We start from the raw sequence: 14,657 nt of genomic DNA on the forward strand, positions 1-14,657 counted from the left end.
GAAAGCGCGGAGCTTAACCGCGCTTTCTTTTTCTCATTGCATGAAATTTAGCTGAGGTCTTATTTAACTCACGAAACATCTCATCAAGCTGGATATACGAAAAGTACACAGCCGGACGCTTCATGACAAATGAAATCCTTTCATGAGCATTCATAATTGATACTTCGAAGTTTTTCAGATCTTCCTCCCATGAAGTAAAAGAAACATGCTGCTCGTTACTCCAATATAACAGAGTAAAAAATAAGGACAGTCCTTTCACCATTGAGTCATATGTCTGATCTGCACGTCCTTCAAACAATGGCTTCATTTCAGCCGAAAGGGTATCCCACTCAAGATTAATCAATTTTGTCCACCGGTCAATATCTTCCCAAGGCTTTATCTGTTGATCAAGGTAGAATAGATCAGGACCAAAATGATGTTCAAATAAAAATGCCTCATTTATCTCCACTTCGGTTGTTTCTCTGTAAAACAAAGGGTGTTTGTATTGTGCAGGAACAGTTATTTTCATGTCATTAACTCCTGATTATTTTTCTTTTGACGTTTCTTTCCTTCCCTGCACAAATGAAGGAGTGGACAATTTACGCAGTCAGGTCTCTGTGCTTTACAATGATATCTGCCAAAAAAGATCATTCTGTGGTGAGTAACAGACCATTCATCTTTTGGAACCTTTCTCATCAATGTCTGTTCCACCTCGAGCACAGAATCCTTCCACCTGCAAATCCCAAGCCTTTTTGATATCCGTTCCACATGTGTATCCACTGCAATCGCAGGCCAGTCAAACGCCACGGACATCACGACATTTGCTGTTTTACGGCCAACTCCGGGTAAGGTTGTCAGCTCTTTATGATCGGCAGGAATTTCGCCGTTATAATGCTCTATCAATCTTTCACACAGATTACGGATATGCTTGGCTTTATTTCTATAAAGTCCAATTGAGCGGATATCATTTTGCAATTCTTCAAGTGATACTTCCAGGTAATCTTCAGGTGTTTTATATTTTTTGAATAATTCTGCTGTCACTTTATTAACGAGCGCATCTGTACATTGCGCAGATAATAATACGGCAATTGTCAATTCAAAAGCATTTTCATGAATTAATTCACAATGAGCATCAGGAAACATTTTTTCCATTTCATCGAGACACTCTCTGATTTGGATTTTAGTCAGCATATCTTCACATCCTATCAGTTTTCAAGCCAGTTATAAAATGGTGCAGGTTCGTGAGGTTTTTCTGTCTGCTGCTTAGGTTTTCTGAACTGTTCACCCTGCTTTTTTGCATCAGCAGATGATTTAATTCCTTTCTTTTTCCATTCAAAAAGAATTCTGTCAATATACCTGAAGTTCAATTTTTCAGAAATGACCGCTTCTCTCAGTGCTGCCTTCACAATTTCTGAACTGTGATCATCCTGGTCAATCCACATGGCAAGTGTTTCACATTCAAGCGGGGAGAGAGGCCTGCCAAATTCCTGCTCAAACATTGTATAAAGATCCGTCTGCATCGCCATGGTCTGTTCGACTGTTTCCTGAAATTTTTCCTGCTCTGCAATTGTCAGGATACAGTTCCATAGCGGGTCGAGTGAATAATGTTCAGTCTTTATCTCTTCTTCACCCTCATGTATGGCAATCAGGTTCTTTTTCATCAGCTTCTGAATGATTTTCAGACATTCTGAAGAAGTAAGAGTCATCCTGTCAGCAATCTGATCCGGAGTTGGAAAAAGGTTGCCTTTATCTATGAACGCATGGAGCTGTATGATCAGCATACTCTCCGTTTCTGTCAGGTTTAACTTTTTATAATATTTCAGCAGCATAACCGGTATAGCTGTATAGCCCTCTTTAATCCAGGATTGCAGTGAGGTCTGTCCCATTATGTCACTCCTTCCTGTTGAAAAATGACCGAAAAGCATTGTCGCTCATTCGGCCATTTTTTTATTATGGGTATAGTCTGTTCAATAGTCTTGGGAATGGAATGGTTTCTCTGACATGTTCCACTCCGCTGATCCAGGCAACTGTTCTTTCAAGTCCCAAACCAAAACCTGAGTGAGGTACAGATCCATACTTTCTCAGTTCTGAATACCACTTATAAGCTTCAGGTTCTAGCTGATGTTCTTTAATTCTTTGTTCGAGCAATTCAAGATTATGAATACGCTCTGACCCGCCGATAATCTCTCCGTAGCCTTCAGGAGCGATCAGATCCGCACACAGGACAACATCTTCATTGTCAGCGTCAGGCTGCATATAAAACGGCTTCAGGCTTGTAGGATAATGTGTGATGAACACAGGCTTGTCATAGCTTTCAGCAATTGCTGTTTCATGAGGCGCACCTAAGTCATCTCCCCATTTAATATCATCGAATCCTTTTTCATGAAGAAACTTTAACGCTTCATCATAAGTGATGCGCGGGAATGGTGCTGTGATTTTTTCAAGTGCTGAAGTATCACGCCCAAGACGGGTTAATTCAAGTTGGCAGTTTTTTAATACTGACTGAACGATGAATGATACATATTGTTCCTGCACTTCAAGGTTATCGTCGAATTCATAAAACGCCATTTCAGGTTCGATCATCCAGAATTCTATTAAATGACGGCGTGTTTTTGATTTCTCTGCACGGAATGTAGGTCCGAATGAGAATACTTTACCAAGTGCCATTGCAGCTGCTTCCATATATAACTGTCCACTTTGAGAAAGGTAAGCATCCTCTTCAAAGTATTTTGTATGAAATAACTCTGACGTACCTTCAGGCGCACTGCCTGTTAAGATTGGAGGGTCAACTTTAACAAACCCTTCCTGGTTAAAGAATTCATACGTAGCGCGGATGATCTCATTACGAATTTTCATCACAGCGTGCTGACGGTTCGACCGCAGCCACAGGTGACGGTGATCCATCAGAAATTCTGTTCCATGTTCTTTAGGTGTAATCGGATAATCTGTTGACTCATGAATGACAGTAAGATCTTTTACATCCATCTCATATCCAAAAGGTGATCGCGTATCTTCTTTAATCACACCCGTTACATAAATTGAGGATTCCTGTGTTAATGATTTTGCTTTTTGGAAAATATCTTCGCCAACTTCGCTTTTTACAATAACGCCCTGAATAAATCCAGTACCGTCACGAAGCTGCAGAAATGCAATCTTACCGCTCGAACGTTTATTTGCGAGCCATGCCCCGATCGTTACTTCTTCACCAACATGACTGCCGGCTTGAGTGATTGATGTTTTCAATATTTTTACCTCCAGAAACTTTTGATCTCTATTGTTTCATCCCTAACGTATTATACCTTTGTTAGGTACTTGGTTCAATCAGCGTTTTTTATTTTCAACATAACTGCTGATTCTTGAGATGGCTTTTTCGAGTGATTCAAGATCAGTTGCATAAGATAGACGGATATTATCAGGTGAGCCAAATCCTGAACCAGGAATCACTGCAACATTTGCTTCGCTTAAAAGATCTTTTGCGAATTCATCAACTGAATCAAACCCGCATAAAGCTGCAGCCTCTTTTACATTAGGAAATAAGTAAAATGCACCCTGGGGCTTAATGCAGCGGAAGCCTTCGATATTGTTTACTTTGTCATATACTTTATTCAATCTGCTTTCAAAAGCCTGTCTCATCTCTTCAACTGCATCCTGAGGTCCGTTGTATGCTGCAAGCGCACCAAACTGTGCAGTAGTTGTCGGGTTGGAAGTAGAATGGCTTGCAAGGTTTGTCATCGCTTTAATAATGTCTGCTCTTCCTGCAGCATATCCGATTCTCCACCCGGTCATAGAATGTGATTTAGATACACCATTAACAATCATTGTCTGCTCTTTTAACTCAGGAGAAATTTCAGCGATCGATACGTGTTCTGTTCCGCCGTATAATAATTTCTCATATATTTCATCGGATACAATCAGCAGCCCTTTATCCATACATGTCTGGCCGATTAATGAAAGCTCTTCTTTAGTATAGACCATTCCTGTTGGGTTACTTGGAGAGTTCAGAATCACGGCTTTTGTATTTGGACCTGCTGCTTCAGCTATCTGCTCAGCAGTAATTTTGTAGTCGTTAGATTCTTTACCTTCAACGATGACCGGTTTCCCGCCTGCAAGCTTCACCTGTTCAGGATAACTCACCCAGTATGGCGTTGGGATAATGACTTCATCGCCATCATTTAAAATAGCCTGAAACAAGCAGTAAAGCACATGTTTTGCACCACTTCCAACAAAAATTTCCGGAAGATCATATGTAATGTGCTGATCTTTTTTGAATTTATCTGCTACAGCCTGTTTCAAAGCTACAGTACCGGCAGCAGGCGTATATTTTGTTTCTCCGCTTTTCATAGATTCATAAGCTGCTTCAATGATATGCTCAGGTGTATTAAAATCAGGTTCACCTGCGCCAAGTCCGATCACATCTTTTCCTTCAGCTTTTAATTCCTTAGCCTTTGCAGTAATCGCCAGTGTAGTAGAAGGCGTTAATGATTTCACTCTGTCAGCAAGTAATTCTCTCATTTTGTCCACTCCTTATAAGTTACGGATCGTTCTCCACCATTCGCCGCTTTCGAATTTCACATAATAATAATTCAGCAATTCATCTTCATCTTCATAGATGACTTCCCATACTGCCCCCACCGGTTCCATACCAATTTTAGAAGACAGGATCTTTTGCGGGTTATCATCTGCTTCAAGCATATTCAAAACCTGCTCCTGATCAACCCCGTCAGCTGCATCTATTATGACGGGTTCCTCACCATTTTCAGGAAGGAAGAACAGCTTCTCTACGCCATCTGAAGTCCCTTCTACAACTGAATACGGGGCACTGCCATAGTAATGATAGCTCTTTTCAACTGAGATCCCTTCATCCATAGCAGCAGCTTCAGCGATATCAAGCTGGTTATTAACCTGATTTTTTGCTGCGTTGAAAATAATCAGAATGCAGGCAATAAATACTGTAATGATCGCAATCATTAACAAGATCCACTTTTTCATAATACCCCTCACTTACGTTCTGTAAATCGTGAACACTGCTTTTGACTGATCTTCTTTATCAAGTGCAAGCCCGAACATGAGATCATCTCTTTTTAAAGATCTGTTTAATGCATCCACAATTTTATATAAGTCTTTGGTGTGATCTACTGTAACAGTGGAAATGACTTCAATTTTTTCACCCATCAGCTTCACTTCTTTCATCAGTTTATCTTAAACAGTATAACAGGTTTTTTTGTGTTATAACCATTGTTCAATATCCTCAATACATTCATCGAGGCTTTTTTCCTCAACAGTCATTTCGGGGATGGAATCAGTAAATGCATGACCGTAAGAAGCATTGATCAGTCTGCGGTCAAATACCATAAATATTCCCCGGTCATTTTCATGTCTGATCAACCGCCCGAAGCCCTGTCTGAATCTGAGAACAGCTTTAGGCAGTGAGACTTCCTGAAAAGGATTTTTATTTTCAAGTCTGGCATGGTTCCACTGAGCTTTTACCAGGGGTTCGTCAGGCGGTGAAAATGGCAATCGGACCATTACAAGACATGACAGATCCTCTCCGGGAATATCAAGTCCCTCCCAAAAGCTGCTCGTTCCGAACAAGACTGCCTTATCAAACTTTCTGAAGTTTTTAGACAGCTTTGTTCTGCTGCCTGCAGAGATCCCCTGAGCGATCAGGACAAAATCTTCCATCTGCTGACTCTCTTTGATCAGTTCATAAGTATTACGCAGCATTTCGTGAGAAGTAAAAAGCACAAGCATTCTTCCGGCAGTCGCCTCTGCAATTACAGCAATATGACCTGTAATCCATTCCACATACTCTTCAGGAGACACTGATTTGATATCCGGAAGATCACTCGGGACCATCAGCTTAACGTGGTTTTTATAATCAAAAGGTGAACCATACTGCTTTAAAATAAGTCGACGCTCATCCAGGCCGGCTGTCCTGATAAAATGGTCAAAGGAATGATTGACGGTAAGCGTCGCACTGACAGCTGCTGCAGGCTGTTTTGTAAAAAATGCACGTCTGATCGAATAGCTGAGATCCAGTTCATTAGCCACCATCGTAATACTCCCCGGTACCGATCGGAGATCCCCTTCGATCCATTTCACATAGTGATCATTATTTTTTATAAATAACAGTCTGATTGTTGTCACAAGTTTTTCAATTTCCTGCAGCAGTGAACCGGCATCCTCTATCACTGCTTTTTCCTGCGTGTTCAAGCTGCTTTTCTTTTTCCGTAATTTCTCCAGCTGCTCACTTAAGATTTTCATGCAATTCTTTAATTCTGAGAGGAGCCGCTCGAAACTGTATTTTATCGTGTTCCAGTCGCTTTGCAGGTCTTCAAGCAAAAGAGAATGTTTTTGTAAGCCTTTTTGCCTTTTCACGTGTGTCTTAAAGTAATGGCTGAGCTGATAAAAAGAAAGATCAGTTTCCTGATTTAACCTCTCCCATGTTTCAACATCTAATGAGCGACATTCGATCGCATGCTTATTTAACAGTTTACTCACTTTTTCTGCAATGCCATCTTCATGATTACCCGAAAGCCGGTTAATCGCAAACTTTACATTCATATAATCAAGCTTAATACCCCACTGTTTTCTGCAGGCATCTTCTATATGATGAGCTTCATCAAGAAGAAGATAATCATAGTGTGGAAAAGCTTGTGTTTCTTTCAGCTTATCAGCAGCGAGCATCGCATGATTTGTAATGACGATATGTGATTTTTCAGCTTTTAAAAGGGAGTGGCTGTAAAAATCCCTTTCTGCCCACGGATCATTATTTTTTTCCAGATACCAGCCGCTGTGTCTGATCCTGTTCCAATATAAGAGACTTCCACCTGAAAGATTCAATTCATCGATATCTCCTGTTTCAGTCTCTGTCAGCCATGTCAGAATCTGCATTTTAGCAAGAACGGTATCATATTGTGAATCTTTGTCTGATAATGACTGCTCAAACTTGAGCATGTGAATATAATTACTTCTACCCTTAAGAATCGTTGTACGAAGAGCATGATCGAGCAGGTGATTCATTTTATCAGCAGTGTAGAATAACTGGTCCTGCTGCTGCAATGTCTGGGTTGATATTAACACTCTGCTCCCTTCAGCCGCTTTTTGCAGAGCCGGAATTATAATCCCAAGTGTTTTTCCGACTCCGGTTCCTGCCTCAATTATCGTATGCCTCCCAGTATTGAATCCTTCCAAAATATCATGAATCATATGAAGCTGGGTCTTACGCTTTTGGTAACCGGGAACAAGCTGATCGATAAAATCTTCAATATCCTTGTTAAATGTTAACTCTTTTTCAGGAAAAAATTCTTTCTTTTTCAGAGCAATACCGCGGAATACTTCCATGTGAGGCGGCAGATCTGACAGGTTCTTCTTTTTTTCATCTGCACATGCCTTAAAGAAAAGCTCCAGATCACTTTTTAAAAACACTGCCTGTCCTGTCAGCTGCTCAACCGTTAATAAAGGTAAATTCATTACTTTTTTATGTAATTTCAAAAGCAATTCTGCTGTTGCCCGGGCATCACTGTCAGCCTGATGAGGCCTGTCGTGGTCTACTGAAAGATTTTCAGTTAAATCACCGAGTTTGAAACTTCCGGCTTCAGGCATTATTGCCCTGGAAAGTTCTACCGTATCCCATGCAGGTCCTGAAAAAGACATGAAACCTGCCTGCGTGAGTTCCCCATTTAAAAAAGGTAAATCAAACTGAATATTATGGGCAACAAAAACAGCCCCCTTCAACATGTCAAGAATGTCGGGAGCAATCGTTTCAAACGACGGAGCATCTTTTACATCCTGATCTCTAATACCTGTAAGTTCAGTGATAAATGGAGAAATAGGCTGCATTGGATTTACAAATGATGAATACGTTCTGATGATCTGCATGTCTTCAATCAGGACGACCGCAATCTGAATGATACGGTCGCCCCTTTTATAGGCGTTTCCAGTCGTCTCAATATCCACCACTGCAATTTTTTCTGATAACATAACCTATTCACAGCCTTTTTCTTATTTCTAGCCTATAATTGTCGCTTCAGGCTCATGGTGAATCATTTCAGTAATTTCGTTGTGTTCATTCATGATCGCTACTTTAGGCTGATGATGTTTGGCTTCTTCATTTTCAACCATCATATATGAAATAACAATAATAACATCGCCTTCCTGAACAAGTCTGGCTGCAGCACCATTCACACACATTACACCACTGCCGCGCTTTCCTTTAATTGTATATGTTTCGAATCTGGCACCATTATTATTGTTAACGATCTGGACTTTTTCATTAGGATATATGCCTACTGCATCCATAATATCCTCATCTATTGTAATACTGCCTACATAATTCAGATTAGCTTCAGTTACTTTTGCTCTGTGAATTTTTCCACTCATCATCGTTCTGAACATTATATTTCCTCCTTTATACTGAATATCACATTATCGATCAGCCTTGCCTGTTTGAACTTCACAGCTGCTGCAATAATAAACCGTCGATCTTCATGAGTCGGCACTTTTAATTCCGGATATGAAAGAATGTCAACATAATCAATTTCTCCGTTAATAGCAGAAATCTGTTTTTCAACATGTTCAATTGCAGGTTCAATACCATGACTGATATATATATCCGCACCTGACTTTAATGATTGATAGATGACAGGCGCTTCCTGTCTTTCTTCATCACTCAGATAAACATTTCTTGAGCTTTTAGCAAGGCCGTCCTCTTCCCTGACAGTATGAACCGGAATGATCTCAACCGGGAAATGAAGACTTTTGACAAGCCCATCTACTACAGCAGCCTGCTGTGCATCTTTTTGACCGAAGTAGCTCTTATCCGGTTGAACCAGATGAAAGAGAATTGAAAGAACAGTCACCACGCCGTCAAAATGTCCGGGACGGGATGCACCGCATAAAACTTCAGTCCTGCTCACTGCCTTTACAGTTACTGAAGGTTCTACGGGGTAAAGTTCAGTTACTTCAGGTGTAAATAATAGATCAACACCAGCTTCTTCAGCGAGTAGCTGATCTCTTTTCATATCTCTCGGATACCGTTCAAAATCTTCTCCAGGTCCGAACTGCAGTGGATTCACAAAAATGCTCATTACTGTGATATCAGATTCACTGACTGATTTGTTCACTAATGATAAGTGACCTTCATGGAGAAATCCCATTGTTGGAACAAACCCGATTATTTTCCCCTGTTTCTTCAGATCTGATGCGATTTGCTTCATTTCTTTTACAGTTGTAATAACTTTCACGAGCCTTTTCCTCCATACAGAGCAATTCTTTCTTCTTCTTTCAGGTTGAAAGAATGGGCTGGAGAAGGAAACTCTTTGTTTTTTACTTCATCATGATAGTTTTTAATGGCTTTGACAATCTCTGGATAAACGTCAGTATATTTCTTCACGAACTTTGGAACCCTGTGCTCACCATAACCAATCAGATCATGATAGACGAGAACCTGTCCATCAGCCTGAACACCTGCTCCAATTCCTACAGTCGGAATGTGACATTGTTCAGAAACTCTTTCAGTAATCTGCTGCGGTATACATTCAAGTACAATTGAAAACGCCCCTGCTTCTTCACAGCTAATCGCATCAGCCATTAACTGTTTGCCCTGTTCAGCAGTTTTGGCCTGTACTTTGAATCCGCCCAGCACACCGGCACTCTGCGGTGTAAGGCCTAAGTGGGCCATGACCGGAATACCGCTATCCACAAGTGCTTCGATCATTGTGATGACGCCTTTTGCACCTTCAAGCTTTACAGCATCAGCACCTGACTCCTGCATGATTCTAGCAGCAGCTTTAAGCGTTTCCTCACGTGAGAGATGATACGTCATAAAAGGCATATCGACGACTACAAAAGTATCAGGTGCACCTCTTCTCACTGCTTTAGCATGATGAACCATATCTTCAATTGTTACCGGTACGGTAGAATCATAGCCGAGAACCACCATCCCCAGAGAATCGCCGACTAAAATCATATCTGTTCCTGCTTCTTCAGCAGCCTTAGCTGAAGGATAGTCATAAGCAGTAACCATCGTAATTTTTTCTCCGGATTCTTTCATTTTCAAAAAATCTAATGTCGTTTTCATTTTTTCTCCTCCTTCATTCAGAGGAAGTCGAAATCTCTGATGACATAAATAAAACCTTCTGAATAGACAGAAGGATGCCGCAGATTATTCCGGTCCTCTGTCCCTGTCACATAATGGATCAAGGCAGATAAGTTAAAATAGATTCATTTCATAGGTGCAGTTCATCGCTGATACTGCCCACACACAGTATAACAGATAATAAAGTTTTACATCTACAAAAACTACTCAATATCAGCTGAGTAGATCAGGTGTGTTTTTCCGGTTTCATCAACGAGTTTAAGGACTCCTTCATTCGTAATACCGGCAGCATAACCGCTGATTTCTTTATTGATCGTCCGTGCTGTAATATGTTTACCAATTGTCACTGCGTATTGTTCCCAGATTTCTTTAATTGGTTCAAATCCTTCTTTGATATAAATATCATAATACCTCTCGAGATTCTTTAAAATTTCCTGAACAATCGTTGCTCTCGAAAATGTCCGGTCACTCTCAATCTTCAATGACGTTGCGATGTCTCTGATGTCTTCAGCAAAATCGCTTTCAGATTGATTCACGTTAATTCCGGTTCCTATGATTAACGAATGAATCTGTTCACTGTCTGCCTGCAGTTCAGTTAAAATACCTGTGATCTTTTTCCCTTTGATCAAGAGATCATTAGGCCATTTAATATCTACTTGTAAATCACAGACTTTCTGAATAGCCTCCACAACAGCAACCGCCATGATTAATGTAAACTGAGGTGCTTTTTGCGGCGGAAGAGCAGGTCTGAGTATTAAGCTCATCCAGATCCCGGTTCCCTTTGGTGAATACCAGTTTCTCGCCATTCTCCCTCTGCCCGATACCTGTTCTTCTGCAATCACGAGCGTTCCTTCAGGGGCTTCTTCCTGCGCCAGGGCATGAGCGATTTTCTGTGTACTTTCCACCGACTCATAATAATGAATCTTTCTGCCGAGCACTGAGGTTTTCAGACCGACAAGCAGATTACTTTCATTCAGTTCATCAGCTTTTCCGAGCAGCCTGTACCCTTTTTTTCTTTTGGATTCAATTAAAAATCCTGAAGATCTTAAATCTTCAATATGCTTCCATATTGCTGTTCTGCTGCAGCCTGCTTTATCCGCGAGCTCCTGTCCTGAAAAATAATTGTCTTCTCCAGAAGAAAGTGCATGGAGGATCGATTCCCTTATTTTTGATGCCATTTTGTTTCCACCCAACTTTTAATATCACTCATATTATTTTGCAGTTGACCATCCAGGATCAGCTGCTCAATTAATGCTGTACATTCCTTTACCCATGGCCCGCCTTTTTGACCGGTCCAATGAATTAAATGAGTCCCTTTAAAGACCAGATCAGATTTAGTTTTTATGCTCATCGAATCATAAAGCACCTTGATCTCTGACGCTCTTACTTCTTTTTTATTCAATACAGACCATATTCTATCTGCAGACTCAATAACGTCATACCCATATTCATACAGATCACTTTTATTAAAAGGCCTCTGGTCTTTCTGATTCACCAGCTTGACCAGCAGCTGCTGTTTCTGGATTACTTTATTCGACATTCTCCAGGCTGAAAGAACTTCTTTAGGATGATGAAATCTTCCCAAAATCAACATGAGTGTCAATCGCTCAGCCCCATATAATATCTGCCATTCAAGTTCATTCAGCTGACTGATACCGTCAGCTGAAATAAGCGGCGGCATAAATGAGGTTAATCCTGAATCTAATGCGTATTCGAGACCTTTGACCATTGAAATACCATTTAACAGCTTATCTATTTCAGCTGCTTTTCTTTCTACAGCTACATTTTTCAACTTTCCGGCATGCTGCCTCATTGCTTCAAAAGTGTTCTCTTCAATGAAAAAGTCTAACTGAGAAACAAAACGCACTGCCCTCATCATCCGGAGCGCATCTTCATCAAACCTTTCATCAGGAGACCCCACTGTTTTAATCTGACGGCTCTTCAGATCTTCACGGCCTCCAAACAGATCGATTAGCTGAAAAGAAGAAGATAGAGCCATTGCATTGATTGTAAAGTCACGTCTTTTCAGATCCTCATCAACTGATCTCACAAAATCCACATGATCAGGTCTTCTGCTGTCAGAATATCCGCTTTCAGTTCTGAAAGTGGTGACCTCAAATTGCCCCGCCTCATGCAAAACCAGTACTGTACCATGATCAATTCCGATATCAACCGTTTTTTCAAATATCATTTTTATTTCTTCAGGCATGGCTGATACTGCAATATCTATATCGCTTATTTTTCTCTCTAACAAATAATCCCTTACACATCCCCCGACAAAAAAAGCTTTATACCCATGCTTTTCAATTTCTTTCAATACAGGAAGTGCTTTGTTAAATTGATCATTCATCTGCATTTTGCTCCTGAATCAGTTCCTGATACATATTTTCGTACTGTCTGATAATCTTACTGGAATGAAAATCATTTTGCACTGTTACGACAGCTTCACGCGAGAAAGCTGAGTGAAGCTCTTCATTATTCAGTAGTTCCACAGCAGCAGCACCCATTGAACCGGTATCTCCCACGGGGAAGATATAGCCGTTTTCATGATGCCTGATCACTTCAGGTATACCGCCCGCTTCAGTACCGATACATGGCACACCGCATGCCATCGCTTCAAGCGCTACTAGACCGAAGCTTTCTTTTTCAGATAACAATAGCATCAGATCACTGATTGAATACAATTCTTCAAGGTTATCCTGTTTACCCAGAAACAGGACCGAATTTTCCAATTGAAGTTCTTGTACTTTCTTAATCACTGCAGACATCTCCGGACCGTCTCCTGCGAGAATTAATCTTGAAGGCATATGGTTTCTGATATGTTCAAAAACAGTTATCACATCGAGTACTCTTTTTACTTTTCTGAAGTTTGAAACGTGGATCACGACTTTTTCATGATCCTCAATCCCGTAATCTTTTTTCAGATAATCAGATTGAACTTTTCTATATATTCTTTCATCGAGAAAGTTATATAAAACCTGAATATCCTTATCAGGAGAAATTAACTGATTTGTCTGGTCTACGAGCGCTTTAGAAACAGCTGTCACCCGGTCTGATTTTTCAATTCCGAATTTTATTGCTTTTGTCAGGCTGTCATCTACGCCTAGGACCGTAATGTCTGTCCCATGTAGCGTTGTCACGATTTTTACATCACGATTTGTCATCTGTTTACCTAAGATTGCACAGACTGCGTGCGGAATCGCATAATGGACATGTAAAATATCGAGGTTCTCACGTTCAATAACATCTGCCATTTTATTAGCCAGGGCTATGTCATAAGGCGGGTATTGAAAAACTGAATAATGACTGACCTCAACCTGGTGGAAATAAATATTTGAGTACATTTTATTCAGCCTGAATGGAACACTCGACGTAATAAAATGTATTTCGTGCCCTTTTTCAGCGAGCAGTTTTCCAAGCTCTGTAGCAATAACACCCGAGCCCCCTACAGTTGGATAACAAGTAATACCGATTTTCATTTTTTTCATGATACACCTACAATATCTTTATTAATCAGGAGAGGCTTATCTGACTTGAACCCTTCAGCTGATTTAACTTCAACTTCTTTTCCGAAAATCTGATCTCTTGCGATGACAGTTTCTATGTATTGATCAGTGAGCGGTGTCACCACACCATCAACAGGTGTGAACTGACTCTTATAAGCTGAGAGCGCCTGGATTTTCTGTTCCTGATAATCAGATACGTCGATGACAAAATCCGGCTTGTGAATACCGTTTATCATGTAATAGTAATGAAGTGCTTTATGAGGAGCCTGACCGGTATCATATTTTCTGATGCGTGCAGAAAAGACGGCTTCTTTTACAAGTTTTGCTGCACTGATATGGTCAGGATGACGATCCTCGTAATAGGGTGAAAATACAACTTTCGGCTTCACTTCTCGAATTACACGTACTACTTTTTCAATTGCATTCTGGTCTATGAAGATATTACGATCACCAATTCCCAGATTTATGCGCTTCGATACATTTAATAGCTGGGCAGCACGGCTTGCCTCAATCAGTCTGTTTTCAGGCGTACCGTTAGAAGAAAGTTCCGCTTTGGTTAAATCACAAATGACCACTGATAATCCTTCAGCCGTCCATTTGGCCAGAGACCCGCCCATACCGATCTCAACATCATCAGAATGCGCTCCAATAGCAAGAATATCAGCCTGGGCAACTTGTCTAAGCATTCTGCATGTCACCTCTGATAATCCCTTTGATCAGAATATTTGCTGAGCCTATATTAGTAGCCATCGGGATATTATACACGTCACCCAGTCTTACCAGGGCAGACACATCCGGCTCATGTGGCTGTGCAGTTAAAGGATCTCTGAAGAAAAACACTGCATCAAGCTCCTGGTTTGCAATTCTTGCACCAATCTCCTGATCCCCGCCAAGCGGTCCTGATTTAAAACGGTGAATACTCAATCCGGTCAGCTCCGTTACTCTTAATCCTGTTGTACCTGTAGCAAATAACTGATGCTTAGCAAATTCACCTTTATACTCGTTCACGAACTTTAACAGCTCTTCTTTTTTCTCATCGTGCGCAATCAGTGCAATATTCATACGATCAGCTC

Annotated in this window: 16 protein-coding genes; all 16 read right to left on the reverse strand. The window is 40.7% G+C overall.

Annotation, left to right across the window (positions count from 1 at the left end; all coding sequences use genetic code 11):
- Positions 1-13: 13 nt before the first annotated feature.
- Positions 14-508 (reverse strand): YpoC family protein, encoded by a 495-nt coding sequence (locus KP77_RS10455; protein ID WP_041122673.1) that lies wholly within the window; start codon positions 506-508, stop codon positions 14-16.
- Positions 505-1,170 carry an endonuclease III gene (gene nth, locus KP77_RS10460; protein WP_041122674.1) on the reverse strand — a complete coding sequence of 222 codons (666 nt, stop codon included), beginning with the start codon at positions 1,168-1,170 and terminating at the stop codon, positions 505-507. The genes KP77_RS10455 and nth overlap by 4 nt, the downstream gene beginning before the upstream one ends.
- Before the next feature lie 14 nt (positions 1,171-1,184).
- Positions 1,185-1,865 carry a DnaD domain-containing protein gene (locus KP77_RS10465; RefSeq protein ID WP_041122675.1) on the reverse strand — a complete coding sequence of 227 codons (681 nt, stop codon included), beginning with the start codon at positions 1,863-1,865 and terminating at the stop codon, positions 1,185-1,187.
- A 64-nt stretch (positions 1,866-1,929) separates the two neighbouring features.
- Complete coding sequence (gene asnS, locus KP77_RS10470) at positions 1,930-3,222, reverse strand: asparagine--tRNA ligase (protein ID WP_041122676.1); 1,293 nt, start codon at positions 3,220-3,222, stop codon at positions 1,930-1,932.
- Between the two features lie 78 nt (positions 3,223-3,300).
- Positions 3,301-4,491 (reverse strand): pyridoxal phosphate-dependent aminotransferase, encoded by a 1,191-nt coding sequence (locus KP77_RS10475; RefSeq protein ID WP_041122677.1) that lies wholly within the window; start codon positions 4,489-4,491, stop codon positions 3,301-3,303.
- A gap of 12 nt (positions 4,492-4,503) precedes the next feature.
- Positions 4,504-4,968, reverse strand: a complete 465-nt coding sequence (locus KP77_RS10480; protein WP_041122678.1) for a hypothetical protein — start codon at positions 4,966-4,968, stop codon at positions 4,504-4,506.
- Positions 4,969-4,980: 12 nt separating this feature from the next.
- Entirely contained in the window at positions 4,981-5,151 is a 171-nt protein-coding gene (locus tag KP77_RS10485) for a YpmA family protein (RefSeq protein WP_084218676.1), read from the reverse strand.
- A gap of 54 nt (positions 5,152-5,205) precedes the next feature.
- Entirely contained in the window at positions 5,206-7,962 is a 2,757-nt protein-coding gene (gene dinG, locus KP77_RS10490) for an ATP-dependent DNA helicase DinG (RefSeq protein WP_041122680.1), read from the reverse strand.
- A gap of 27 nt (positions 7,963-7,989) precedes the next feature.
- Positions 7,990-8,376, reverse strand: a complete 387-nt coding sequence (panD, locus tag KP77_RS10495; RefSeq protein WP_041122681.1) for an aspartate 1-decarboxylase — start codon at positions 8,374-8,376, stop codon at positions 7,990-7,992.
- A complete protein-coding gene (gene panC / locus KP77_RS10500) occupies positions 8,376-9,224 on the reverse strand; it encodes a pantoate--beta-alanine ligase (protein WP_041122682.1) in 849 nt (282 codons plus the stop codon). Before panC ends, panD begins: the two co-directional genes overlap by 1 nt.
- Complete coding sequence (panB, locus tag KP77_RS10505) at positions 9,221-10,060, reverse strand: 3-methyl-2-oxobutanoate hydroxymethyltransferase (protein WP_041122683.1); 840 nt, start codon at positions 10,058-10,060, stop codon at positions 9,221-9,223. The genes panC and panB overlap by 4 nt, the downstream gene beginning before the upstream one ends.
- A 221-nt stretch (positions 10,061-10,281) precedes the next feature.
- A complete protein-coding gene (locus KP77_RS10510) occupies positions 10,282-11,256 on the reverse strand; it encodes a biotin--[acetyl-CoA-carboxylase] ligase (RefSeq protein ID WP_041122684.1) in 975 nt (324 codons plus the stop codon).
- Positions 11,241-12,428, reverse strand: a complete 1,188-nt coding sequence (locus KP77_RS10515; protein WP_041122685.1) for a CCA tRNA nucleotidyltransferase — start codon at positions 12,426-12,428, stop codon at positions 11,241-11,243. Before KP77_RS10515 ends, KP77_RS10510 begins: the two co-directional genes overlap by 16 nt.
- Positions 12,421-13,566: an N-acetyl-alpha-D-glucosaminyl L-malate synthase BshA gene (gene bshA / locus KP77_RS10520; RefSeq protein ID WP_200889064.1), complete on the reverse strand. Its 1,146-nt coding sequence runs from the start codon at positions 13,564-13,566 to the stop codon at positions 12,421-12,423. The genes KP77_RS10515 and bshA overlap by 8 nt, the downstream gene beginning before the upstream one ends.
- Positions 13,563-14,270, reverse strand: a complete 708-nt coding sequence (gene bshB1, locus KP77_RS10525; protein ID WP_041122687.1) for a bacillithiol biosynthesis deacetylase BshB1 — start codon at positions 14,268-14,270, stop codon at positions 13,563-13,565. The genes bshA and bshB1 overlap by 4 nt, the downstream gene beginning before the upstream one ends.
- The gene (gene mgsA, locus KP77_RS18320; protein WP_041122688.1) at positions 14,263-14,646 is read right to left on the reverse strand and encodes a methylglyoxal synthase; all 384 of its coding nucleotides are present in this window, start codon (positions 14,644-14,646) and stop codon (positions 14,263-14,265) included. Before mgsA ends, bshB1 begins: the two co-directional genes overlap by 8 nt.
- Positions 14,647-14,657: the final 11 nt, after the last annotated feature.

It is taken from the genome of Jeotgalibacillus alimentarius (genome assembly GCF_000829445.1).
In the GTDB taxonomy this organism is placed as follows: domain Bacteria; phylum Bacillota; class Bacilli; order Bacillales; family Jeotgalibacillaceae; genus Jeotgalibacillus; species Jeotgalibacillus alimentarius.

Excerpts from the sequence above, each read along its gene's own strand:
- KP77_RS10455 (WP_041122673.1), bottom strand. The coding sequence starts at position 508 with ATGAAAATAACTGTTCCTGCACAATACAAACACCCTTTGTTTTACAGA.
- nth (WP_041122674.1), bottom strand. The coding sequence starts at position 1,170 with ATGCTGACTAAAATCCAAATCAGAGAGTGTCTCGATGAAATGGAAAAA.
- KP77_RS10465 (WP_041122675.1), bottom strand. The coding sequence starts at position 1,865 with ATGGGACAGACCTCACTGCAATCCTGGATTAAAGAGGGCTATACAGCT.
- KP77_RS10475 (WP_041122677.1), bottom strand. The coding sequence starts at position 4,491 with ATGAGAGAATTACTTGCTGACAGAGTGAAATCATTAACGCCTTCTACT.
- KP77_RS10480 (WP_041122678.1), bottom strand. The coding sequence starts at position 4,968 with ATGAAAAAGTGGATCTTGTTAATGATTGCGATCATTACAGTATTTATT.
- KP77_RS10485 (WP_084218676.1), bottom strand. The coding sequence starts at position 5,151 with ATGGGTGAAAAAATTGAAGTCATTTCCACTGTTACAGTAGATCACACC.
- dinG (WP_041122680.1), bottom strand. The coding sequence starts at position 7,962 with ATGTTATCAGAAAAAATTGCAGTGGTGGATATTGAGACGACTGGAAAC.
- panD (WP_041122681.1), bottom strand. The coding sequence starts at position 8,376 with ATGTTCAGAACGATGATGAGTGGAAAAATTCACAGAGCAAAAGTAACT.
- panB (WP_041122683.1), bottom strand. The coding sequence starts at position 10,060 with ATGAAAACGACATTAGATTTTTTGAAAATGAAAGAATCCGGAGAAAAA.
- KP77_RS10510 (WP_041122684.1), bottom strand. The coding sequence starts at position 11,256 with ATGGCATCAAAAATAAGGGAATCGATCCTCCATGCACTTTCTTCTGGA.
- KP77_RS10515 (WP_041122685.1), bottom strand. The coding sequence starts at position 12,428 with ATGAATGATCAATTTAACAAAGCACTTCCTGTATTGAAAGAAATTGAA.
- bshA (WP_200889064.1), bottom strand. The coding sequence starts at position 13,566 with ATGAAAAAAATGAAAATCGGTATTACTTGTTATCCAACTGTAGGGGGC.
- bshB1 (WP_041122687.1), bottom strand. The coding sequence starts at position 14,270 with ATGCTTAGACAAGTTGCCCAGGCTGATATTCTTGCTATTGGAGCGCAT.
- mgsA (WP_041122688.1), bottom strand. The coding sequence starts at position 14,646 with ATGAATATTGCACTGATTGCGCACGATGAGAAAAAAGAAGAGCTGTTA.